General features: G+C 42.5%; 20 protein-coding genes and 1 pseudogene. 11 read left to right on the top strand and 10 right to left on the bottom strand.

Going from position 1 to position 23,410, the window contains the following annotated elements:
* The 6 genes and pseudogenes from PN457_RS00475 to urtE form a co-directional block, all read left to right on the top strand.
* A pseudogene (locus PN457_RS00475) lies at positions 1 to 139 on the top strand (photosystem II q(b) protein); the annotation flags it as partial.
* 211 nt (positions 140 to 350) lie between these two features.
* Complete coding sequence (gene urtA / locus PN457_RS00470; RefSeq protein ID WP_271730585.1) at positions 351 to 1,637, top strand: urea ABC transporter substrate-binding protein; 1,287 nt, start codon at positions 351 to 353, stop codon at positions 1,635 to 1,637.
* Between the two features lie 63 nt (positions 1,638 to 1,700).
* Entirely contained in the window at positions 1,701 to 2,855 is a 1,155-nt protein-coding gene (locus tag PN457_RS00465) for an ABC transporter permease subunit (RefSeq protein ID WP_271730583.1), read from the top strand.
* Between the two features lie 19 nt (positions 2,856 to 2,874).
* Positions 2,875 to 3,996, top strand: coding sequence for an urea ABC transporter permease subunit UrtC (urtC, locus tag PN457_RS00460; protein WP_271730582.1), 1,122 nt, complete (start codon positions 2,875 to 2,877; stop codon positions 3,994 to 3,996).
* Positions 3,971 to 4,717: an urea ABC transporter ATP-binding protein UrtD gene (urtD, locus tag PN457_RS00455; RefSeq protein ID WP_271730581.1), complete on the top strand. Its 747-nt coding sequence runs from the start codon at positions 3,971 to 3,973 to the stop codon at positions 4,715 to 4,717. The genes urtC and urtD overlap by 26 nt, the downstream gene beginning before the upstream one ends.
* A 72-nt stretch (positions 4,718 to 4,789) precedes the next feature.
* Positions 4,790 to 5,488: an urea ABC transporter ATP-binding subunit UrtE gene (urtE, locus tag PN457_RS00450; RefSeq protein WP_271730580.1), complete on the top strand. Its 699-nt coding sequence runs from the start codon at positions 4,790 to 4,792 to the stop codon at positions 5,486 to 5,488.
* 21 nt (positions 5,489 to 5,509) lie between these two features.
* On the opposite strand, the gene arsB is transcribed toward urtE, so the two are convergent.
* Positions 5,510 to 6,667, bottom strand: coding sequence for an ACR3 family arsenite efflux transporter (arsB, locus tag PN457_RS00445; RefSeq protein ID WP_271730579.1), 1,158 nt, complete (start codon positions 6,665 to 6,667; stop codon positions 5,510 to 5,512).
* Between the two features lie 41 nt (positions 6,668 to 6,708).
* A complete protein-coding gene (locus PN457_RS00440; protein ID WP_271730578.1) occupies positions 6,709 to 7,125 on the bottom strand; it encodes an ArsI/CadI family heavy metal resistance metalloenzyme in 417 nt (138 codons plus the stop codon).
* 89 nt (positions 7,126 to 7,214) lie between these two features.
* Here PN457_RS00440 and PN457_RS00435 point away from each other — a divergent pair, with 89 nt between their 5' ends.
* Positions 7,215 to 7,592 (top strand): ArsR/SmtB family transcription factor, encoded by a 378-nt coding sequence (locus PN457_RS00435; RefSeq protein WP_271730577.1) that lies wholly within the window; start codon positions 7,215 to 7,217, stop codon positions 7,590 to 7,592.
* Here PN457_RS00435 and arsJ read toward each other — a convergent pair.
* The 8 genes from arsJ to PN457_RS00395 form a co-directional block, all read right to left on the bottom strand.
* Positions 7,561 to 8,823, bottom strand: a complete 1,263-nt coding sequence (arsJ, locus tag PN457_RS00430) for an organoarsenical effux MFS transporter ArsJ (RefSeq protein WP_271730576.1) — start codon at positions 8,821 to 8,823, stop codon at positions 7,561 to 7,563. The two genes, PN457_RS00435 and arsJ, sit on opposite strands and share 32 nt — an antisense overlap.
* Before the next feature lie 103 nt (positions 8,824 to 8,926).
* On the bottom strand, positions 8,927 to 9,937 hold the full coding sequence (locus tag PN457_RS00425; RefSeq protein WP_271730575.1) for an ArsJ-associated glyceraldehyde-3-phosphate dehydrogenase: 1,011 nt from the start codon (positions 9,935 to 9,937) through the stop codon (positions 8,927 to 8,929).
* A 104-nt stretch (positions 9,938 to 10,041) separates the two neighbouring features.
* Complete coding sequence (locus PN457_RS00420) at positions 10,042 to 10,371, bottom strand: ArsR/SmtB family transcription factor (protein WP_271730574.1); 330 nt, start codon at positions 10,369 to 10,371, stop codon at positions 10,042 to 10,044.
* A 12-nt stretch (positions 10,372 to 10,383) separates the two neighbouring features.
* Positions 10,384 to 11,595: an aspartate aminotransferase gene (locus tag PN457_RS00415; RefSeq protein WP_271730573.1), complete on the bottom strand. Its 1,212-nt coding sequence runs from the start codon at positions 11,593 to 11,595 to the stop codon at positions 10,384 to 10,386.
* Positions 11,592 to 12,782, bottom strand: coding sequence for an iron-containing alcohol dehydrogenase family protein (locus tag PN457_RS00410; RefSeq protein ID WP_271730572.1), 1,191 nt, complete (start codon positions 12,780 to 12,782; stop codon positions 11,592 to 11,594). Before PN457_RS00410 ends, PN457_RS00415 begins: the two co-directional genes overlap by 4 nt.
* 335 nt (positions 12,783 to 13,117) lie before the next feature.
* Positions 13,118 to 13,639 carry a Ycf51 family protein gene (locus PN457_RS00405; RefSeq protein WP_271730571.1) on the bottom strand — a complete coding sequence of 174 codons (522 nt, stop codon included), beginning with the start codon at positions 13,637 to 13,639 and terminating at the stop codon, positions 13,118 to 13,120.
* A gap of 317 nt (positions 13,640 to 13,956) precedes the next feature.
* Positions 13,957 to 15,255 carry an O-antigen ligase family protein gene (locus tag PN457_RS00400; RefSeq protein WP_271730569.1) on the bottom strand — a complete coding sequence of 433 codons (1,299 nt, stop codon included), beginning with the start codon at positions 15,253 to 15,255 and terminating at the stop codon, positions 13,957 to 13,959.
* Positions 15,237 to 16,079 (bottom strand): YaaW family protein, encoded by an 843-nt coding sequence (locus PN457_RS00395; RefSeq protein ID WP_271730567.1) that lies wholly within the window; start codon positions 16,077 to 16,079, stop codon positions 15,237 to 15,239. The genes PN457_RS00400 and PN457_RS00395 overlap by 19 nt, the downstream gene beginning before the upstream one ends.
* Before the next feature lie 97 nt (positions 16,080 to 16,176).
* Here PN457_RS00395 and PN457_RS00390 point away from each other — a divergent pair, with 97 nt between their 5' ends.
* From PN457_RS00390 to dnaK, 4 genes are all read left to right on the top strand, one after another.
* The gene (locus PN457_RS00390; protein ID WP_271730565.1) at positions 16,177 to 17,175 is read left to right on the top strand and encodes an NAD(P)/FAD-dependent oxidoreductase; all 999 of its coding nucleotides are present in this window, start codon (positions 16,177 to 16,179) and stop codon (positions 17,173 to 17,175) included.
* Between the two features lie 148 nt (positions 17,176 to 17,323).
* Complete coding sequence (locus PN457_RS00385; protein WP_271730563.1) at positions 17,324 to 19,423, top strand: hydantoinase/oxoprolinase family protein; 2,100 nt, start codon at positions 17,324 to 17,326, stop codon at positions 19,421 to 19,423.
* A 58-nt stretch (positions 19,424 to 19,481) separates the two neighbouring features.
* Positions 19,482 to 21,044 carry a hydantoinase B/oxoprolinase family protein gene (locus PN457_RS00380; RefSeq protein WP_271730562.1) on the top strand — a complete coding sequence of 521 codons (1,563 nt, stop codon included), beginning with the start codon at positions 19,482 to 19,484 and terminating at the stop codon, positions 21,042 to 21,044.
* 275 nt (positions 21,045 to 21,319) lie between these two features.
* Entirely contained in the window at positions 21,320 to 23,389 is a 2,070-nt protein-coding gene (gene dnaK, locus PN457_RS00375) for a molecular chaperone DnaK (RefSeq protein WP_271730561.1), read from the top strand.
* Positions 23,390 to 23,410: the final 21 nt, after the last annotated feature.

Genomic DNA, 23,410 nt, shown 5'->3' with positions numbered 1-23,410 from the left:
TACCTGGGCTGATGTGATCAACCGCGCTAACCTGGGTATGGAAGTAATGCACGAGCGTAACGCTCACAACTTCCCCTTAGACTTGGCTGCTGGTGAAGTTGCTCCTGTTGCTTTGACTGCTCCTGCAATCAACGGTTAAGAAGTTAAGCTTAAGAGAATTAAATAATACTCTCTCTGATTGATCAAAGCGCTCTTCCCAACGGAAGGGCGCTTTTGATTTTGGGCTGAATTTCCTAAATCACCTGCAATCTAAATTTATAAAACTTTGTATATTAGCTAACTTTTTAATAGTAAACTATCAAACTAACATCAAATACTGTAGATAAGCAGTGTAATAAATTCATCCGAATATGACTCAACAATTTAACCGAAGGAAGTTTTTACTTTATAGTTCTGCAACTATCGGTACTAGCCTTTTGCTCAAGGCTTGCGGGAATGAATCACCCAATGAATCACCCACTGCTACTGATAGCGGTGACACCATCAAAGTAGGTATTTTACACTCCCTCAGCGGGACAATGGCGATTAGTGAAAGAAGCGTTGTTGATGCTGAAAGATTAGCAATTAAAGAAATTAATGCTGCTGGTGGTGTCTTAGGTAAACAAATTGAGGCGATTACTGAAGATGGCGCTTCTAACTGGGATACCTTTAGAGAAAAGGCTACCAAACTAATTGATCAAGATCAAACTGTTGTCATTTTTGGTTGTTGGACCTCTGCTAGTCGCAAGAATGTTAAACCGGTGTTTGAGAGTAAAGACCATATGCTCTGGTACCCGGTACAGTATGAAGGTCAAGAATGTTCTAAAAACATTTTCTATACTGGTGCGGCTCCCAATCAACAAATTGAACCATCTGTTGATTGGATGTTAAAAAATAAAGGCAAAGAATTCTTTTTAGTTGGTTCTGACTACGTTTTTCCCCGGACTGCAAACACCATTATTAAGGCTCAATTGGAGGCTTTAGGTGGAAAAACTGTGGGTGAGGATTATTTACCACTTGGTAACGTAGAAGTTACACCTATCATCTCTAAAATTAAGCAAGCTTTACCCAATGGTGGCGTAATTTATAACACCCTTAATGGTGACAGCAATGTGGCATTTTTCAAACAATTAAAAGGGGCTGGATTAACAGCAGATAAATATCCCTCTATGTCTGTAAGTATTGCAGAAGAGGAAGTTAAAGCCATTGGTGTTGAATATCTCCAAGGTCACTATGCAGCTTGGAATTACTTTCAAACAGTAGACACACCTGCAAATAAAAAGTTTGTAGAAGCTTTTAAAAAAGAGTATGGTGCAGACCGGGTAATTAACGATCCCATGGAAGCAGCATACGTCGCCGTTTATTTATGGAAACAAGCGGTAGAAAAAGCTGGGACAACTGACTTAGATAAGGTTCGCGCTGCGGCCTATGGTCAAACTTTAGATGCACCAGAAGGTAAAGTGACTATGAACGCCAATCATCACTTGTCTAAAATTGTCCGCATTGGTGAAGTGAGACAAGATGGTTTATTCGATATTGTCTATGCTACCCCTGCACCAGTAGAACCAATTCCCTGGAATCAATTTGTCCAAGAAACTCAAGGATTTGGCTGTGATTGGTCAGACCCGGCTAAAGGTGGTAAGTACAAGCAAGTTTAAGTTAATAGTTAATACTCAATAGTCAATGACCATTGACTATTGATATTTTTTGAGGATAAATAGGTGTTAATAGGTGTCTTAGAAGCTTTATTTAATGGTATTAGTATTGGGGCAGTATTATTAATTGCTGCTTTGGGACTAGCCATTATATTTGGTTTGATGGGCGTGATTAATATGGCCCATGGTGAATTGATGATGTTTGGGGCTTATACCACTTTTGTAGTACAAAATGGCTGCAAACAGTTGGGCGGAGTGTGGTTTGATTTTTATATATTTTTGGCTTTGATTATTGCTTTTCTATTCACTGCTGTTGTGGGGTTAGTGTTAGAACGGGGCGTGATTCGTTATCTGTATGGACGACCTTTAGAAACTCTCCTAGCAACTTGGGGGGTGAGTTTAATTTTTCAACAGTTTGTTCGCAGTGTGAATTGGTTATTAGTAATTGGCATATTCCTATTTTGTGTGTTGTTTTTTGGAGGTTTACGGATTTTAAATGCTCGGAGTAATGGGGGTAAAGTACGTAACTGGTTTGTAGGATTGTTGTTGTTACTATCTCTGGGTATAACAATAACAATGGGAAATTTATTGAGCGAGCAACAGGTATTTACTCAACCTTGGTTTGGCGCTCAAAATGTAGATGTGACCGCTCCTGGTTGGTTGCAAGGGGGAATGTCTTTAGGTGGTCTCCAATTACCATTTGCTCGCTTGTTTATTATGGCTTTGACAATAATTTGTGTAGGAGGAATTTATCTATTTTTACAGCGTTCTAACTGGGGATTAAGGATTCGTGCTGTCACCCAAAATCGCAGTATGAGTGCTTGTTTGGGTATCCCTACTCAAAAAGTTGATGCTATCACTTTCGCTTTGGGGTCGGGTTTGGCTGGTGTGGCTGGTTGTGCTATTAGTTTACTGGGTTCTGTAGGACCAAACACCGGACAAAATTATATTATTGATACCTTTATGGTGGTAGTGGTCGGTGGTGTGGGGAATTTAGCAGGAACTATTGTGGCGGCTTTGGGAATTGGTACGGCTAATTTTTTAATTGGTTCTGGGACTCTAGCTTTGGTGTTATCTCCTATTCAACCTTTAGCTGATGTGTTGAATTTCTTTGCGACTACAAGCATGGCCAAGGTGTTAGTGTTTGCACTGATTATCACGTTTTTACAGTGGAAGCCTGGGGGTATTTTTCCTCAGAAGGGTCGTACTGTTGATGTTTAAACCAGAAAGGACGCAGAGCATGAGTCGGAAGGGCGGACGGTTAATTTTAATTGAGATTGGGGTGGTGGTGGCGATCGCAGTTATCCTAATTTTAATTATACCAGCAATGCTGTCGGGGTTTCGTTTGAATCTACTGGGGCGGTTTTTGTCCCTGGCCATTGTGGCTTTGGGTCTGGATTTAATCTGGGGTTATACCGGGTTGCTGAGTTTGGGACATGGGATTTTCTTTGGTTTGGGGGGATATGCGATCGCTATGTACCTAAAACTCCAAGTTCCCCCCGATGAATTACCTGATTTTATGGGGTTGTATGGCGTGAAAGAACTTCCTTGGTTTTGGTATCCTTTCTACTCTTTTCCCCTGGCCACAGTGGCGGTGGTGTTGATTCCCAGCCTACTAGCGGGATTATTAGGATACTTAGTATTTCGGAATCGCCTCAAGGGGGTTTATTTTTCCATATTAACCCAAGCCGCAGTGATTATATTTTTCAACTTCTTTAATGGTCAACAAAAACTGTTTAACGGTACTAACGGACTCACAGGTTTTAGAACCTTGTTTGGGGTGAATGTCAGTGACTCCCAAACCCAATTCATTTTCTATACCCTCACGGTAATTGTTCTGGCCTTCACCTATGGGATTTGTCGCTGGTTGACCAGTGGACGCTTTGGGCGATTATTAATCGCTATTCGAGATGATGAAAGTCGGGTGCGATTTTCTGGCTATAACCCCACAGAATTTAAAGTTTTAGTGTTTGCGGTCTCCGGTGCGATCGCCGGGATAGCAGGAGCATTTTATACACTTCAAAGCGGTTCAGTATCACCCCGAACCATGGATATTGCTTTTTCTATTGAAATGGTGATTTGGGTGGCGGTGGGGGGACGCGCTACCTTAACCGGGGCGATAGTCGGTACTTTATTAGTCAATTATGCGCGCACTTTTTTAAGTGAACAATTTGCCGAAATTTGGCTATTTTTTCAAGGCGCACTATTTTTAATAGTCGTCACAGTCTTACCTGACGGTCTCATGGGATGGTTAAAAAAGCAACAGATTCCTTTTTTCCACCGCCCTCGTCCCATCCCCACATATCCCACTTTAGAAGCAGACCCAGAAGTGCAACATGAACGCGAAAATCTTGGAAACTGAAAACGTCACCGTCAGTTTTGACGGTTTTAAAGCTATCAATCAACTCAACTTTAGCATGGATGCGGGAGAGTTGCGGGTAGTAATTGGTCCCAACGGTGCGGGAAAAACCACCTTTCTGGATGTAATTACCGGGAAAGTACAACCAACCATTGGGAGAGTTTTATTCAAAGGTAAAAATCTGCGTTCTTTACCTGAACATGAAATCGCCCGCTTAGGAATTGGGCGGAAATTCCAAACACCGCGAATTTACCTCAACTTAACCCCCCGTGACAACCTAGAAATTACTATTAACCGCCACAAAAATGTATTTTCCACCCTATTTCATCCCTCTCATACCACGGAAAATAATAGTATTAAAGGCTTATTAGAAACAGTTGGTTTAACCCCTAAAGCAGACATTCCCGCCGGGTTACTCTCCCACGGAGAAAAGCAACGTTTAGAAATTGGGATGTTAGTAGCACAGTCCCCCGACTTATTACTAGTTGATGAACCAGTTGCAGGGTTAACAGACGAAGAAACCTACAACATCGGACAACTACTATTAACACTCGCCCAAAGCCATTCAATTCTAGTCATTGAACACGATATGGAATTTGTCCGCCAAATTGCCAAAACCGTAACAGTATTACATGAAGGTTCCGTACTATGTCAGGGGAGTTTTGCACAAGTCCAAAATGACCCCCGTGTAATCGAAGTATATCTAGGAGAACAGCCAGAATAAAACTGCTGTTTTTTAACCCCTAGGGTCTGGAGCTTAGATAAATCATAACCGCCATTGAGAATCAAAAAACTGATGCTAAAAATTTCTCAACTTAACGTTTACTACGGTGAAAGCCATATTTTACGCAACGTAGATTTAAGCGTACCAGCAGGACAAATGATCTGCTTAATTGGACGTAATGGTGTAGGTAAAACCACTCTACTTAAAACAATTATGGGTTTACTCTCACCCCGCAGTGGCACAATTAACTTAAATGCAGAATTAATCAACTCCAAATCTCCAGACCAAAGGGCAAAACTGGGAATTGGTTATGTTCCTCAAGGACGAGAGATTATCCCCCGGTTGACAGTCAAAGAAAATTTGCTTCTAGGGTTAGAAGCTAGACCAAAAAACCGTAAAAAAGCCGAAATTTCCGAAGAAGTTTTTAGCTTATTTCCGGTGTTAAAAACTATGTTATCCCGCATGGGTGGTGACTTGAGCGGTGGACAACAACAACAGTTAGCGATCGCCCGTGCTTTAATGGGAGAACCACAGTTACTCGTTTTAGATGAACCCACCGAAGGTATACAACCCTCAATCATCCTGGAAATTGAAGCTGCAGTACGTCGCATCGTAGAAACCAAAGGGATTTCTGTGTTATTAGTAGAACAACACTTACACTTTGTCCGTCAAGCTGATTACTATTACGCCATGCAAAAAGGTGGGATTGTGGCCTCTGGTTCCACCACAGAACTGAGTCAGGATGTGATTCAAAAGTTTTTGGCTGTTTAAGTTTAATTTTGATTGGGTATTTTACCGTAAAGTCAAATCCTCACTACTAATACAGCGTGGATCTGGTAATGTAGCTTTTTCTGGCTCCCTGGGGAACCAAACCGCTGTGCGCTGACAAACTTTAACCAACATCAACATCACTGGGACTTCGATTAACACACCTACCACAGTGGCCAATGCAGCACCGGAATTTAAGCCAAACAACATCACAGCTGTAGCAATAGCAACTTCAAAGTGATTACTAGCTCCAATTAATGCAGCTGGTGCCGCATCTTCATAAGATATATTCAGTTTTAATGCTGCCACATAACTAATCAAGAAAATGAAATTAGTTTGAATAAATAGGGGTACAGCAATTAACAAAATGTGCAAGGGATTCTCAACAATCACTTCACCCTTAAAGGCAAATAGCAAAACCAAAGTAATTAACAAAGCAGTAATAGCAACCGGAGTGAGATACTTTAAAAACCGCCTTTCAAACCACTGTCTACCTTTGTGTTTAAAAATCCAATAACGGCTGTACATTCCTACCACTAAAGGTAAACCAACATAAATGATTACTGATAAAACTATGGTTTGCCAAGGTACTATTAAATCATTGGCTGCTAGTAACCACCTGCCCAAGGGTGCATACAAAAATAGCATTAATAGTGAATTTACTGCCACCATGACTAAGGTATGTCCCTGGTTACCGTATGATAGATATCCCCACATCAACACCATGGCGGTACAGGGAGCGATTCCTAATAAAATTGTCCCGGCGATGTAGGAATTAACTATTTCTGCTTCCCTCCCACGCAGTAATTCTGTACCTGTAATTAATGGACGAAATAACCAACCCAAGAAAAACTGCGCAAATACCACCATTGTGAATGGTTTAATTAACCAGTTGACTATTAAGGTGAGAATTACAGGTTTAGGGGCGCGGACTGCATTCACAGCTTGGGTAAAGTCAATTTTTACCATGATGGGGTACATCATGAAGAATAGACACACTGCAATGGGTAGGGAAACTTGATAAATACTCATTGCATCCAGTGCGATCGCCACCCCAGGAAATAACCTCCCTAGTGCAATTCCGGCTAAGATGCACAAAAATACCCAAACAGTCAAGTATTTCTCAAAAACACTCAGGTTACTCCCGGCTTTTAGCGGGGTTGTGTTTGTGTTGGTATTCATTGATATCACCTAAAATGAGGAATTATGGAAGAGGAGGTTATTTAACCACAACAGGAGTGTTTCCAGTTCTCACTTGGTGTTGTATCAGCAACTTTGACTACAAAAATTTCCCAACGGTTGCCATCTGGGTCTGTTACCCAAACTTTATCTTGTACAGCATAACAACAGTCTATATCTTCTTCAGTAAACAATGCCAGTCCTGCCTCTGTAAACCTTTGGATGGCAGAATGCACTGCTTGTGTACTTTCAACTTGTACCCCTAAATGAGACAAGGCACCACCAGACTGGATATGATTGGCTAGGTTGAGAGTTAGGTTTAAAGCCGGATGGGAAATATCAAATTTAGCGTAGTCAGCTTTATATTTGACGGGTTCCACACCAAACATTGCCTGATAAAATTCTACTGACTTGACCAGATTAGTCACGTTCAAAGCCACATGAGTTTTCAATACTGCCATAATTTATCTCGTTACAGAATTGATAAACATCTATATAGATGTTTATCAATATTTTGCCATAGCATATCGATAAGTGTCAATATATGAATATGAACTCGCCTATAGACCTGAAAAACTGTTGTAAACCAGTGCTATCCAGCTTCCTTAAGGCTGATGAAGTAGCAGAGATAGCAGCTATTTTCCGAGTATTGGGAGAACCAGCGAGACTACAACTTCTCAGTTTCATTGCTAACCGACCACAAGCCGAGGCCTGTGTTTGTGAGTTAATAGAACCTTTGGGACTATCACAACCAACTGTGAGTCATCATCTCAAGGTTTTATATGAAGCTGGTTTACTCAAGAAAGAACGACGCGGCACATGGATTTACTATCAATTTGTGCCTGAACGTATTGAATTGTTGCAAAAAGTCTTAGCACTACCCAGCGTTGATGATCCTAATCTCCACCTTCGGATTTCCAAGCTATAGCTTGACTCGGTTGTGGGTCAGGTAACTTCATCGTCACCAGTCCGGCTGCTAAGACTAATAACATGGATGTCCACAGACAACCTACTAAGTTAAAATATTGGAATACCAACCCTGATAACACTGTACCAGCTAATCGACCCCCGGAGTTAGCCATATAGTAGAAGCCAACGTTGAGGGCGACTTTATCGTCATCGGTGAACGCTAACACTAGGTAGGAGTGGACTGCTGAGTTAAAAGCAAAAACTACACCAAATACAAGCAGTCCCCCAATAATTGCGATGTTACCAGGTACGCCCAGTTGTAAAGCCAAGGCGATCGCCGCGGGAACTGCTGTGAGGGTAAATGTCCAAAACTGGATAGTCTGAGATTTCGGTGGTTGACCAGAACCAAAGCGCTGGATAAGGGTGGGCGCTAAAAACTGAATCACACCATAACCAATCACCCAACAAGCCAAGAATCCACCCACTTGATAGAACGACCAGCCTAAATTTCCCCGTAAAAACACCGGTAACCCCACAACAAACCATACATCGCGGGAACCAAACAGAAAAAATCTCGCAGCTGAGAGAATATTAATTTCTTTGCTCTTAGAAAACAGTTGGCTAAACTTAACTTTGGCCTTGATTTTACCCATACCCCTAGGCAACATCAACCCGGTGAACATAATTAAGAACAGTCCCCCAGCCATAATTAATAGGGAAGAGGTAAAGCCAAAAGAAGACAACAGCACACTACCAACAAAAAAGCCTACCCCTTTAAGTGCATTCTTGGAACCTGTTAATACCGCCACCCACTTAAATAAAGATGACTGAGCCTCCTGGGGTACCACCAAGCGAATAGCACTCTTAGAACTCATTTTAGTTAAATCTTTGGCAATCCCGGAAAAGGCCTGGGCTACCATCACATAACCCACCGCCATCCACTGCGCCCAATTGGGATTCAGCCATGATAGCATGAATAAAGAAAAAACCTGTAAGCCAATACCCGTATAAAGAGTTACCTTTAAACCCAATTGGGAACCAATCCAACCCCCCAGAAAGTTGGTAATAACCCCAAAGATTTCATAGAATAGAAATAAAAAGGCGATTTGTAAGGGAGTATAGCCAATACTATCAAAATAGAGTAGTACCAGCATTCGCAAAGCACCATCAGTGATAGTAAAACCCCAATAGGCTAGGGTAACAAGAATATAATTCTTGAGATTAGCGCCAGAAGCTGTAGAAGATGTCATACACAATTGCGGAGTAGGGAGAAAGATTGTTACAGCAGATTTCCTTTGACTCAGGTAAACTACTAGTAGCTACTTACCTGCAAAATCCTATATTTCCCAATGACTAATAACTCAATGCAACCTTACGCGCCAGTTCAACCATCCGATTGGCGTAACCCCATTCATTGTCATACCAAGCCAGGATTTTGACTTGAGTTTCATCCACCACCATTGTAGAAAGAGCATCAATAATAGAAGAACGAGGATCATCTTTGTAATCAATGGATACTAAAGGACGCTCTTCGTAGCCTAAAATACCTTTGAGGGGTTCTTGTTCCGAAGCTGCTTTCAATAAGCTATTAATTTCATCTACCGTGGTAGGTCTTGCAACTTCAAACACACAATCTGTTAAAGAAGCATTCAGTAATGGGACTCGCACCGCCACACCGTTGAGCTTACCGTTCAGTTCGGGATAAATTAACCCAATGGCTGTTGCTGAACCGGTTGTAGTCGGAATTAGAGATAAACTCGTAGCCCGCGCCCGGCGTAAATCTTTATGGGGAGCATCAACTATGGTTTGAGTATTAGTATTATCATGGATGGTAGTAATTACTCCATGTTTAATACCTAAACCTTCATGAATTACCTTGACTACTGGAGCTAAACAGTTAGTAGTACAAGAAGCAGCAGTGAGCAGGTGATGCTTTTGGGGGTCATAGAGATAATCATTTACCCCCATGACTATATTTAAGGCTTCTTCCTTTACCGGAGCAGCGACAATTACTTTTTGTACTCCCCTTTTAAAATAAGGGTCGAGGGTTTGAGGAGTGCGAAACTTACCGGAGCATTCCAAAACCAAATCAACACCCAAGTCATCCCAGGGAACTGCGCCTGGTTCAGCATAATCACTGAAGCTGATAGTTTGGTTGTTAATTAAAACACTGTCAAAACCCGCTTCTACTTCTAGTGGCCAACGTCCATGGACAGAATCAAACTTTAATAAGTGTGCCGCTGTTACCGCACCGCCTTTAATTTCGTTGATATGCACAAAATCTAATTCTGGCCAACCCCATCCAGCCCGTAGAGCCAACCTGCCAATTCTACCAAATCCGTTGATTCCTACACGCACTCTCATATTTAATTAAGAAAGCTTTACTTTTATATCATTTCAAAAAAAATTGATATGTCAATGACTCAGAGGTTACTGTATACAAAAATTCATCAATAAAACTTGATATATCAGGAAAAATTATCGCAAGACTGAGCAGGAGATATTTCTCCTAACCGGCTATATTCTCCTAAATATGCTTCTAAAACAGCGAATTGGCTCAAATTCAAACTGTAATAAATCCAGCGTCCTTCTTGACGGGCGTTGACTAAGCCTGCTTCTTTGAGGGTTTTCAGGTGAAAAGATAGTTTTGACTGACTTACCCCCAAGGTATCACACAAGTCGCATACACACTGTTCCCGCTTTCGTAGCAATTCTACCGCATTAATCCTGATGGGGTCAGAAAGAGCATGAAAACCGGCAACAATTAAATGAGAATTGGTAGCACAGGGGGTAGACATCAGTGATTTTCTCTATTGTGAACCAGAGACTACGGTTTCGGGTTGATAACGGATACCAGCTTGTTTAAATCTGTGCAAAGCTTCACCCAAGCGATCGCACTCTGCAATCAAGCTGATCCTAACATAGCCTTCACCTGCGGTCCCAAAGGCATTACCAGGAGTAACAACAACGCCAGTTTGTTGCAAGACATCCAAGGCAAAATCCGTAGAACCCATACCCACGGGACACTTTACCCATAGATACATAGTAGCTTTGGTTTTGGGGATATCCCAGCCCAATTTTCCTAAACCGCTGATGAGAAAATCTCGGCGGGTGCGGTAGCGTTGTTGTACTTGATGTAAGTACACATCTGGTAGTTCCAAAGCTGTTTGGGCTGCGGTTTGCAAAGCGGCGAAAATACCATAATCCAAGTTAGTCTTCAGGGTGCGCAAACCTTGAATTACATGACGGTTCCCCACCACAAAACCCACCCGCCAACCAGCCATATTGTAGGTTTTAGATAAAGTGTGAAACTCAACCCCAATTTCCTTCGCCCCAGGAATTTCTAACAAACTAGTGGGTTGATAACCATCAAAAGCTAACTCGGCGTAGCATAAGTCATGCACCAGCAGAATTTCATATTTCCGCGCAAAAGCCACGATGTCCTCAAAAAATTCCCGGGGAGCGGTGGCTGCGGTGGGATTACTAGGATAGTTAAAATAGAGGATTTTCGCTTGTTGTGCAACTGTATCGGGAATAGCAGCTAAATCAATTAACCAGTTATTCTCTGGTTTGAGAATTAAACTATGAATTTTCCCCCCAGCAATTAGTGGACCGCGAAAATGGGCGGGATAGGCGGGAGAAGGAACCAGAATTAAATCACCAGGATTAATATAAGCGATCGCTAGATGGGCTAATCCTTCCTTAGAACCCAGTAAAGGTAAAGCCTCACTATCCGGATCTAGAACCACATTATAGCGGCGATTGTACCAATTAGTGATAGCACTGCGGAAACTAGCAGTACCTTCAAAAGGCGGATAACCGTGGTTGGCGGGATTTTGTAACGCCGCCATTGCTGCTTCCACCACTGGCTGTGGTGTGGCACCATCTGGGTTTCCCATACCCAAATCAATTAAATCAAGTCCTTGTTCGCGCGCTTTAGCCTTCAATTCGTCTAAACGAGCAAATACGTAAGGCGGTAGCTGTTGTATGCGTTCTGCGGGGGTAATCCAATTCAAGCTCATTGTAAAACCTCTTCATTCATTCCCCTGGTGGAGACACGATTAATCACCTCTCTACTATCCGTTGGTGCGGTGGTAGAAACCATTGCAGCCATCAACTCTTCTGTCACAACTTTAAACGGTAGTCGATGGATGTCAGACTGGGGCGCTAAGGCAATTTCCCCAGCTGTTTGTAATTCTTTTAATGTAATTTTGCCTAAACCTAAATCATCCAAATTTCGCGGCAGTCCAATGTCTGCATAGAACTTTAACAACTGTTGCCGTGCCGATGCTGCTAGTTGATTACTTTGCAACATTTCTTCTAAACGCAGTTGCACCAAAATACCGTAGGCAACTTTTTCACCATGTATACTACCGTGTCCAGGGATGTGAGTTAACCCATTATGTACCGCATGAGCCGCCACCGTGCGACACTGCGCCCCTCCTAGCCCCCCAATTACCCCAGCCAGTAAAACTGTAGCATCTACCACTTCTTGCCAAACCTCACCACCTGGTTCTTTGAGGGCGGTAGCTGACTTTTGCAATAGTATATCTCGTAAAACTCGCGCTTGTTGCACTGCGGCAATAATTAAAGTTTGTTGAGAATTGCCACTGCTGACTGATGCTTCATACCATTTAGCGATCGCATCCCCAATTCCTGCCACTAATGTATGTTGTGGTGCTGTTTGAATTAAATCATAGTCAAGTATTAATAAATCAGGACAGCCAGACAGAGCCACATCATAGAGGAAAGCCCCGGTTTCCGAATAGACATTAGAAAGAGCAGTCCAAGCCGCGCAGGTAGCCGCAGATGTAGGAATTGTCACTACTGGTAACCGCAACTGATAGGCGACTAACTTAGCTGCATCCAAAGCTTTACCGCCCCCAAAACCAATAATCACATCAGCTTGGTGTTCCTGGGCTGCTGTCCTTAAAGCTTGTAAACTAGCTTCACAGCAATCTACACCATAACTCTTTACGGCTGTGACTAAATTTTCCTGGGCTAAAATTGGTTGTAGACTCTTTTGAGCCATAGTCACAGTAGAATTACCCGCCACTAATAAGGGACGAGTTCCCAGGCGGGAAATTTCTGCTGGTGTTGATTGTAAAACCCCACAACCACGCATTACCTTTCCGGGAGCAACTGTCAATGTCAATAATGAGTTAGAAGTTTGAGTAGACAAGTTTTTTGTAAAAGATTGACTGGGCATATAAATCTAGTGTGCCAAAACGTTGATAATTCTTAATCAAATTTTAGACTTATGTCCAGAAATTTTCGTTTCCATTGGCTCTAATCACGCCCATGCGGCTCCAACTCTGAACTACCAAATTTTTGAAGACCCAGAATTAACAATTATATATCCTAATCTAAAAAGCATCAATACTGTATAGTATAATACAAAAAAAATATGTTATTTTGTTGACAAAGAATTTTACCCGGGAGAACAAAAAATCAACGGGGAGAGCGCCGAGTAAAGATGAAACTTCACCAAAATCAACCATTTTCTACCCCGTGACCCAAGAAAAAGTTGGAACTAATTCAGCACTAAGAAGCAGCATCGGGTAATTGAGCGAATTTTTCCCAATAAATTTGTAGCTCCATATTCCCATCTTCGCGACTAGCTAATGTCCGCTTGATCTGACCTAAGTAAAGAGGTACAGAAACCCCTGGTTCAGGATGAATCACAGTACGAGCGCGAATAGTCAGTTGATTATCTCCCCTTGTCCCCAGACGACCATAGGAATACAGATTACTAGCCGCTTGCAACAAAGTTGCTTCTAATTGTTCGGCTGAAATTTGAGGTGATGTAGCAATCACCGTTTCTGTAGAAGCATTATCATAAACTAAAGTATATTTTACCGCCCCTGGAATCACAGTGCGACTCAAAGGCACCAAAGACAGAGAAAATAAACCCGCAGTCAGCACCAACATAAAGCCAGTTGTACCCACCAGTCGAAAGCGGATACCCCACTTGACAATAAAAGCCAGCAATGTCAGGGCGGCGAATGCTATGGTGGCAATACCCGACCATTGGCCGTACTGAAGAAAGTCAGAAGTTGTCAGCATACACAGATCAGCTACTTAGGCGTATTTTACTTGATGACGGACACATCCATTTTACCGATTAGTTGCACTCAATAATTATGACTTAGCACCATATTTTGTAAACAATGTGAGTCAAGTTTATTTACTGGCTTTTACGTAATTCTTGGACTATTTCTTAGGCGCGATCGCACACCTGACCCCCCATCCCACGCACCAGAACTTCCATCCACCAACATAGCTTTTATCAAGCATATCATCGAATTTGGAAAAATCTGGCTATAAAAGCAACTTTCCCGATTCCGTGTATAGATGATATATCTTCATCTGTGGTCAATGAATTATTCACCGTACCTATGCAAACGAGAACTACTATATACAACTCCCCAAAGTGCAGAGAAAAATAACCACGAAATTGTATTTAGCCTAAAATCAAATAAAGTTACATCTACGGTGTTGAATATCAACCATTGTAAAATTACAACAATATAACTGAAAAATATCAATTTATCTTTTTTGTCTAAATAGTTGGGTTTCTGCAACAATTGCACACCTGCAAACCATATCCAAGCCAGACAGCCAAAAAATAACAGTGCGATCGGTAAACCAGTTTCAGCAGATAGCATCAAAAATAAATTGTGAGGATGACCTAAATCAATTTGCATCTGTGCTTTGTAGAGGTCGCTAAAACTGCGTAAACCCCAACCTGTCCAAGGCTTTTGCTGAGTTAAAGACCAAGCAAACTCCCATTGAGTAGTTCGCATTAAAGCCACTGGTCTATCTGGATACATTTGATCATTTAACCGCGCCCAAAAGTAAGTCGGAACAAAGCGGCGAAAGGTTTCTGCAACTGGTGAGGGGGCGAAAGCTGCTAACAGGACGCCAGTAATTACACTGGCAAAACTGGCAATAATTAGATAGCAGCTTTGGTAAAGTGCATAAGCTAAACAGGCAACGATCGCGATCGCCCATCCATTACGTGAGTCAGTTAAAATCAGAGCAGCAAAGCTGGTAATTACCAACAGCGTTAAAAAAATTGTGGTTATTTTGGATTTTAATGGCCATTGTTTTAACAATAACCCTAATCCCAAGGTGAAGGCGATCGCTAAATAAGCAGCCAAAAGATTGGCGTGCATGAAAATAGAGGACATACGCCCTGGTGGAACTCCTCCCGCAGACAGACCTAAATCTAATAAAATCCACAAAACCTGTAACTGGAAACTCCAACCCCAAAACATCTGCCCAAAGCCCATTATCACCACTGGAACTGAACCAATCACGAAAATCATCGCTATTTGCCGCAATTGAACAGTTGTCTGAATCAGGGTGCTGAGTCCAGCAAAAACTAGGAAGAATGGTAATAAATTAAATAAGCCCAGAAAAGCTTGTGTTTTATCATCGGCAAAGCTACAACTAATAATCAGTAATACACTTAAAAGCCCAAATCCCCAGTTAAGGGGACTTTTGATTACACTGCGGTATTCTAATTGGCAAGTTCTTAATGCTGCCAAAAGTATACTGACACCGCCCACCAAAGGACTCAAGGGAAAAATCAGCAGTCCAATTTGAGTCACATTCCAAGGGGTTTGTAAACTAGTGTGGGGATGATAAAAAGCTAACTTCAAGCTGGCTCCCAACATTCAGCACGAGTGAGACGAATTTGTGCCAGAGCAAATATGGTGGGGATGATCCGACCATAGTTAGTAGAGATCGCTCTCCATCCTAAATCTGCAAAAAACCAAGTCCACATCACTGGGCCAATGAAGCTAAAAACACTACGCACTGCCCCATAACGAGCCGCATTCATAGTCATACCCCGCCGCGCCATTTGTAGAGCTACATAGCCTTTAAATTGGCTAGTTGCTGCTTGAGAACCGGCGATCGCCGTCTGTTTAGCTACTTGATATTTAGCAAAGTGGATGGCAAATTGGCGCGCTATCTGTTGCAATACCAATGGCTGCAGAATAGAAGTAACAGCCAAGGCGCTACCACCTTTAACCAGTAATCCCAATGGGTCGCGCTGTAATAAAAGTGGTAGGGGTTGTTGGATTTTTGACTGGCACAGTTGACGTTGCACCTGCTGATTTAATTTTTGTTTCTCATTTTCCGGCAGTTTTTTCCACACCTGTCCTAATAGATGTAAAAATAACTCCGCCTCTAAATCAACAGTCGTCAATTCTCTAGAATAGGGAATTTTCAAATATTTACAGACCTGAATTAATGCTTGACGGTAAGTTACCTGACTTGTACGCCCCCGTAATACTGTGATCCCATCCGCAGCTAAAAACCGAAACCGATTCTCTAATGTGTCTAGCCAAGCTTCGCGGCTTTGGCTTTGTACCTCAATGGGTTCAGGTGTATGAACATAATCTAGGGGATTAAATTTACGACTAAACAAAATTGCCGTTAAATCCTGCAATTCCTCTTGTGTCGCTAACTCCAGCGCCGCCCTCAGTTCATCCAATTTCTTTTCCTCTCTTTGTGCAGCCTTTATGTAGTTTATTCTACTATTAGCAATTGTTGGTCATTGCTCATCCCTAGTCCTACAGAGTCAAGAATTTATGACTGATATTGCCATAATTGGTGCCGGAATGGCAGGTTTAATATGCGCTCAACGTTTAACTGAGGCTGGATACTCGGTTGTAGTCCTTGAAAAGTCCCGTGGTTTCGGGGGACGACTCGCTACCCGTCGATTACATGGAACTTGGGCAGACCATGGGGCTTGTTATTTACAGCCTCAAGGTGAATTATTCGCAAATTTGGTACAATCTTTATGCGATCGCCATATCCTAGAGCTATGGCAAGATCAGCCTCAACCCCGTTATATTGCACCCGCGGGAATGAGTACCATTGGTAAGTTTCTCGCCCAAGGTTTAGAAATCCAACTGAATCAGCGGGTCACAGCCATTCACCCTCATTCCGCAAATACTTGGTGTCTGACTCTTGAATCTAGCGCCGAATTAACAGCCACAGCCATAGTTCTCGCTATCCCCGCTCCCCAGGCTTTGGCACTTTTGTCCCCATTGGGCGAACATATTTTGGGTAAAGCATTTTTGGATAGTTTGACCTCTGTAGAATTTTATCCTTGTATTAGTGCGATCGCAGGATATCCCCCTACATCCCCACTACCACCTTGGAAGGAGCGGAAATTTACAGATGAGCCGGTTTTGGGATGGATGGGTTTAGACAGCAGCAAACGCCCCCATCCTCAACAACCTGTATTTGTCTTACAAAGTAGCGCTAATTTTGCCCAACTACATTTAGAAACCCCAGATTTACAAGCCGTTGCACAGGAGATGTTGCAAACCGCAGCCCACAGTTTGGGGCTTCCTTGGCTAGCAACACCAGACTGGATGCAAGTACATCGCTGGCGTTACGCTTTTCCCAGTCGTCCCTGGCCACATGCTGTATTATCTGCCCAAAGTCCCCTACCTTTAGTATGTTGTGGTGATTGGTGTGGTGGTAATCTTACTGAAGATGCCATGATTTCTGGAATTGCTGCATCTGTAGAAATTAATCAATACTTGCGCCAGTTACCAGATATATCAATTCTTACATAGATTATAGCATTTCCCATGCTCGTGAGGTACAATTTTTTTAGTTTGAGGGAACAGGGAATAGGGAATAGGGAATAGGTGTGTACTTCATGAGCCTGAAAAAGGCTATATTATAAATCTTCTGATTATATACCATAGGGTAAATTGATAAATGTTAAAAGTATTTGCTGACCGCGGTGGTACATTCACAGATATTATTGCTGTCACTAATAGCCAGACAATTATAGATCGGCTCTCAGGGCATACAGAACGTTTTTTGATCGTTCCTCTGAAACCTCAAGAATGGGTTATTGTCTACAAATTACTTTCAGAGAATCCCACACAATATCAAGATGCAGTTATCCAAGGTATTCGGGATATTATGGGTCTTTCAACTCATGAACCCATTCCCAATACAGCCATAGAAGTAGTCAAAATGGGGACAACTGTCGCCACCAATGCACTGTTAGAAAGGCAAGGAGATCGAGTAGTCCTACTGATTACCAAAGGGTTTAAAGATGCCCTGCGTATTGGCTACCAAAACCGCCCTGATATTTTTGCCCGTCACATCATCTTACCAACGATGCTTTATGAACAAGTGATTGAGGTAGAAGAACGCTATGATGCTCATGGCAACGAATTAACACCTGTTAATATTACACAATTACAACAGGATTTACAAGCAGTTTATCATACAGGTATTCGCAGTTGTGCGATTGTATTTATGCACAGCGATCGCTATCCCCAGCATGAGCAACAAGTAGCAGCCATTGCCGAGGAAATTGGCTTTACACAAATTTCTGTATCTCACCAAGTTAGCCCATTAATCAAACTAGTCAGTCGAGGAGATACAACTGTCGTAGATGCCTACTTAACCCCAATTTTGCGCCGCTATGTCAACCAAGTAGCCAGCCAATTACCAAATGTTAGATTAATGTTTATGAAGTCTGACGGCGGCTTAGTAGCAGCAGCACAATTTCAGGGAAAAGACAGTATTTTAAGTGGACCTGCAGGCGGTATTGTCGGTGCAGTTCAAACTAGTAAAAGAGCAGGTTTTAATCTAGTAATTACCTTTGATATGGGGGGAACCAGTACAGATGTCGCCCATTTTAAAGGGGAGTATGAACGCCAATTAGATTCTGAAATTGCGGGAGTGCGAATGCGAGTTCCCGTATTATCAATTCACACTATTGCAGCTGGTGGTGGTTCCATTCTCATCTTCGATGGTTCTAGCTATCGTGTCGGACCAAAATCCGCTGGCTCAAATCCCGGCCCGGCTTGTTATCGTCAGAGTGGACCTTTAACGGTGACAGATGCAAATGTCATGTTAGGTAAGATACATCCTCAATATTTCCCCTCCGTCTTTGGTGCTGATGGCAATTTACCTTTAGATAAAGATATTGTCATCCAGAAATTCCAGCAATTAGCACAAGAGATTACCACTGTTACAGGAAATTACCTTACACCCGAACAAGTAGCAGCCGGATTTATGGCGATCGCTGTGGAAAATATGGCTAATGCTATTAAAAAAATCAGTCTACAACGAGGTTATGATGTCACCCAATATGTACTTTGCTGTTTTGGTGGTGCTGGTGGACAAGTCGCCTGTTTAATTGCGGATACTTTAGGGATGAAACAGATATTTCTGCATCCTTATGCTGGTGTTCTTTCCGCCTATGGTATGGGACTAGCTGATGTGAGAGCCACCAGAGTAGCAGGAGTAGAACAGCCTTTAAATCAAGACTTAATACCTCAGTTAATGCAGTTGAGGGAGTCATTAGAAACCCAAGCAAGAAGTGAACTCAGTCAAAATGAAAGTAGCGTTGAAGCAACAGTAATTCAAAAACTGGATGTGAAATATGAGGGGACTAATTCTACTTTAAGCATTGATTTCAATTCAGATGTCATGGTCATGCACACAGCATTTATAGATGAACATAAATCTCGCTATGGTTTCATTCAACCCGACAAGCCCTTGATTGTAGAATCTATTTTCGTAGAAGTAATTCAGAAAATGGATACTCCCGAAGAACCTGTAATTAGTCGTACTCGTCCTATAGAATCACCCCCTGAATCGGTGGAAATAGTTAAGATATTCACTGGGGAAAAATGGCATGATACCCCAGTCTACCGCCGTGAAGATTTACAAGTGGGAGATTTAATAAATGGTCCGGCTATTATTGTGGAAAAGATTAGTACAATTGTGGTTGAACCTAAGTGGCAAGCAAAATTAAATGATTGGAATCATTTAATTTTACAACGTGTATCTTAGTTAAAAAATCAAATTCATCTGTAAATTTACCTTTAATCTCAAAGAAGATAAATTAAAAATGTACGCCACAAATAAACCAGATCCAGTCCGTTTAGAAATATTCAAAAATCTCTATCAATTCATCGCCGAACAAATGGGGATTGTGCTGCAAAATACTGCGGCATCAGTGAACATTAAAGAAAGATTAGATTTCTCCTGTGCTATTTTCGATTCTTCAGGATTATTAGTCGCTAATGCTCCTCATATTCCCGTACATTTAGGGTCAATGAGTGAAAGCGTCCGCAGTTTAATCAATGACAAAGGCGACACCATCCAACCAGGTAATGTCTATCTATCCAACAACCCCTATAACGGTGGAACACACCTCCCAGATGTCACAGCTATTACCCCCGTATTTTTAGATGACACTTTGCCCTCTACCCTGACCAATGCGCTGTTCTACGTTGCTTCTCGCGGACACCAAGCCGATATTGGCGGTATTACTCCTGGTTCCATGCCTTCCCACAGTACAACAGTAGAAGAAGAAGGGATTTTATTTGATAATTTTCTTTTAGTTGAACAAGGAATTTTTCAAGAAACCCAAGTAAGAAATTTACTCTCTAATCATCTTTATCCCGCTCGTAATCCCCAACAAAATCTAGCTGATTTTAAAGCACAAATTGCAGCCAATGAAAGGGGAGTCAAAGAATTACAGAGAATGGTTGCTCAATATGGACTGGAAACTGTCCAAGCATACATGAAATTTGTTCAAAATAATGCCGATGAATCAGTAAGAAGAGCAATTGAAGCCCTCAAAGATGGATCATTCATTTATGAAATAGATAGCGGGGCCAAAATCGAAGTTAAAGTGATAATAAACAAAAAAAATCGCAGTGCAACAATTGATTTTACCGGCACATCTGGGCAACTAAGCAGTAATTTTAATGCCCCCAAGGCTGTAACTCAAGCAGCGGTTTTATACGTCTTCCGCACTCTAGTTAATGATAGTATCCCCCTGAATGCCGGGTGTCTGAAACCTTTAGAAATTGTCATTCCTGAAGGCTGTATGCTCAACCCCAGCTACCCAGCCGCAATTGTAGCAGGCAATGTAGAGACATCACAAAACATCGTTGATGCTTTATATGGTGCGTTGGGTGTGAGTGCTGCTTCTCAGGGAACGATGAATAATTTTACTTTCGGTAATGAGCGTTATCAATATTATGAAACCATCTGCGGTGGTTCCGGCGCAGGGGCTAACTTTGATGGTACTGATGCAGTTCAAACCCACATGACTAACTCCCGCTTGACAGACCCAGAAATTTTAGAAACTCGTTATCCCGTCTTGTTAGAAAGCTTTTGTTTACGTCCCAATAGCGGGGGTAAAGGCAAATATTCAGGTGGTAACGGCGTGATTCGCCGGATCAAGTTCCTTGAAGCAATGACAGCTAATATTCTGTCTGGACATCGCCGTGTTCCTCCCTTTGGATTAAATGGGGGAGAACCTGGTCAGGTGGGGCGCAACTGGATACAGCATCAAGATGGAACACAAGAGGATTTAGGCAGCACAGCAACAGTGCAGATGCAGCCAGGAGATGTTTTTGTGATTGAAACCCCTGGTGGTGGAGGGTTTTATCAGTCGTGAGGATTCCTGAAAATGCCCTGTCAATGGATAACCTCAATCTCTCTGGTTTGGGGGGTAGGGGATGACAAAGATAAGATTTCAGCTACTTGGACATACTTAGCATTGTCAATGTTATCCTAGTGTTGCAACTAGCTCCTCAAGCTTAAACTCCTCTACTTCTTACCTTAACAATGACTATCATACCATTGAGGTGTTTTCATCCAATATCCAACAACTAGAGGTAGTACCGCATAATTAAATTAAACGTACAAGACACACTAGGAGAAGAGTAACCCATGGGCAAGGTAGTCGGCATCGACTTGGGTACAACCAACTCAGTAGTCGCCGTAATGGAGGGTGGCAAGCCGGTGGTGATTGCCAATGCAGAAGGAATGCGCACAACCCCCTCTGTTGTCGGCTTCAGCAAAGAAGGCGAAAGGGTTGTTGGGCAAATGGCCAGACGGCAAACTGTTCTCAACCCCCAAAATACATTTTTTGCGGTTAAACGCTTTATTGGGCGGCAGTATAATGAACTCAGCCAGGAATCTAAGCGTGTACCTTATACTATCCGTAAAAACGAATTAGGTAATGTGACAATTCCCTGTCCACGTCTGAAAAAGGATTTCGCCCCAGAAGAAATTTCCGCCATGGTGATCAAAAAATTGGCAGACGATGCTGGTCGCTATTTGGGGGAAACCGTGACAGGGGCGGTAATTACGGTTCCCGCTTATTTTAATGATTCTCAACGACAGGCTACCCGCGATGCTGGCAGAATTGCTGGTTTAGAAGTGTTGCGGATTCTTAATGAACCTACAGCCGCATCTTTGGCTTATGGATTAGATCGGGGTGCAACTGAAACTATCCTTGTTTTTGACTTGGGTGGTGGGACTTTTGATGTCTCAATTTTGGAAGTTGGTGATGGCATTTTTGAAGTTAAAGCTACCAGTGGAGATACTCAACTAGGTGGTAATGACTTTGACAAACAAATAGTAGATTGGTTAGCAGATAAATTTCTGGAGGCTGAAGGGGTAGATTTAAGACGCGAGCGGCAATCTTTACAACGCCTTATGGAAGCCGCAGAAAAGGCGAAAATTGAACTTTCCGCTGTCAGCGTCACCGAAATTAACTTACCCTTCATCACTGCTACGGAGGACGGCCCTAAACATCTAGAGACTCGCCTGACTCGTTCTCAGTTTGAGGGTTTGTGTGTGGACTTGATGGGACGTTTACGTACACCAGTTAAACGCGCACTCAAAGATTCTGGACTCTCACCGGTAGATATTGAAGAAGTGGTACTAGTTGGTGGTTCTACACGCATACCAATGGTGAAGCAGTTAGTGCGTGACTTAATTGGGATAGAACCTAACGAAAATGTTAATCCTGATGAGGTGGTGGCAATAGGTGCTGCTATTCAAGCCGGTATTCTGGCGGGTGAACTCAAAGACGTGCTGCTTTTGGATGTGACACCATTATCTTTGGGACTGGAAACCATTGGCGGTGTGATGAAAAAACTCATCCCCCGTAACACTACTATCCCAGTGCGCCGTTCTGATATTTTCTCTACATCAGAAAATAACCAAAACAGTGTGGAAATTCACGTAGTCCAGGGTGAGAGGGAAATGGCATCAAATAACAAATCACTGGGACGTTTTAAGCTCTATGGCATCCCCCCAGCACCAAGAGGAATTCCCCAGGTTCAAGTATCTTTTGATATTGATGCTAACGGTATTTTGCAGGTGACAGCCCTTGATAGAACCACCGGACGAGAACAAAGTATCACAATTCAAGGGGCTTCTACTTTGAGTGAATCAGAAGTAAATCGCATGATTCAGGATGCTCAAAAATACGCGGATGTTGACCGAGAACGCAAAGAAAGAGTAGAAAAACGCACTCGTTCTGAGGCTTTGATTTTACAGGCAGAACGCCAACTCAGAGAAGTGGCACTGGAATTTGGTATGCAGTTTGCCCGCAATCGCCGCCAGCGAATTGATAGTATTTGTCGGGAACTGCGTGAGAGTCTCCAGGAAAATGAAGATCGCGGCATTGATCAAGCCTATGCTGACTTACAAGATGCTTTATATGAACTAAACCGAGAAGTTCGGGAGTATTATGCTGAGGACGAAGAGGAAGACTTGTTTGGGACGATTCGTGACATTTTTACAGGCGGTGATAAGGAACGGGAACCCAATTTTTCCCGTGATACATATCGCGAACGTGATTCCTATGGCAAAAATTACAACAGAGACTACGATAGGGGTTACAGCAAAGATAGTCGCTACCCAGACTATGATCAGCGTTCCTCTCGCAAGCCTTCTCGACCAAGTTACCAGGATAACTGGGATGATGATGACGATGATTGGTTGTAGTTATTAGTCAATATTTAACAG

The sequence above is a fragment of the Anabaenopsis arnoldii genome, from assembly GCF_028331025.1.
In the GTDB taxonomy this organism is placed as follows: domain Bacteria; phylum Cyanobacteriota; class Cyanobacteriia; order Cyanobacteriales; family Nostocaceae; genus Anabaenopsis; species Anabaenopsis arnoldii.
The sequence above is the reverse complement of the archived record's forward strand: the minus strand, read 5'-3'. Positions and strand labels throughout refer to the sequence as shown.

Coding starts and splice junctions, on each gene's coding strand:
- urtA (WP_271730585.1), top strand. CDS start 351: ATGACTCAACAATTTAACCGAAGGAAGTTTTTACTTTATAGTTCTGCA.
- urtC (WP_271730582.1), top strand. CDS start 2,875: ATGAGTCGGAAGGGCGGACGGTTAATTTTAATTGAGATTGGGGTGGTG.
- urtD (WP_271730581.1), top strand. CDS start 3,971: ATGAACGCGAAAATCTTGGAAACTGAAAACGTCACCGTCAGTTTTGAC.
- urtE (WP_271730580.1), top strand. CDS start 4,790: ATGCTAAAAATTTCTCAACTTAACGTTTACTACGGTGAAAGCCATATT.
- arsB (WP_271730579.1), bottom strand. CDS start 6,667: ATGAATACCAACACAAACACAACCCCGCTAAAAGCCGGGAGTAACCTG.
- PN457_RS00440 (WP_271730578.1), bottom strand. CDS start 7,125: ATGGCAGTATTGAAAACTCATGTGGCTTTGAACGTGACTAATCTGGTC.
- PN457_RS00435 (WP_271730577.1), top strand. CDS start 7,215: ATGAACTCGCCTATAGACCTGAAAAACTGTTGTAAACCAGTGCTATCC.
- arsJ (WP_271730576.1), bottom strand. CDS start 8,823: ATGACATCTTCTACAGCTTCTGGCGCTAATCTCAAGAATTATATTCTT.
- PN457_RS00425 (WP_271730575.1), bottom strand. CDS start 9,937: ATGAGAGTGCGTGTAGGAATCAACGGATTTGGTAGAATTGGCAGGTTG.
- PN457_RS00420 (WP_271730574.1), bottom strand. CDS start 10,371: ATGTCTACCCCCTGTGCTACCAATTCTCATTTAATTGTTGCCGGTTTT.
- PN457_RS00415 (WP_271730573.1), bottom strand. CDS start 11,595: ATGAGCTTGAATTGGATTACCCCCGCAGAACGCATACAACAGCTACCG.
- PN457_RS00410 (WP_271730572.1), bottom strand. CDS start 12,782: ATGCCCAGTCAATCTTTTACAAAAAACTTGTCTACTCAAACTTCTAAC.
- PN457_RS00405 (WP_271730571.1), bottom strand. CDS start 13,639: ATGCTGACAACTTCTGACTTTCTTCAGTACGGCCAATGGTCGGGTATT.
- PN457_RS00400 (WP_271730569.1), bottom strand. CDS start 15,255: ATGTTGGGAGCCAGCTTGAAGTTAGCTTTTTATCATCCCCACACTAGT.
- PN457_RS00390 (WP_271730565.1), top strand. CDS start 16,177: ATGACTGATATTGCCATAATTGGTGCCGGAATGGCAGGTTTAATATGC.
- PN457_RS00385 (WP_271730563.1), top strand. CDS start 17,324: ATGTTAAAAGTATTTGCTGACCGCGGTGGTACATTCACAGATATTATT.
- PN457_RS00380 (WP_271730562.1), top strand. CDS start 19,482: ATGTACGCCACAAATAAACCAGATCCAGTCCGTTTAGAAATATTCAAA.
- dnaK (WP_271730561.1), top strand. CDS start 21,320: ATGGGCAAGGTAGTCGGCATCGACTTGGGTACAACCAACTCAGTAGTC.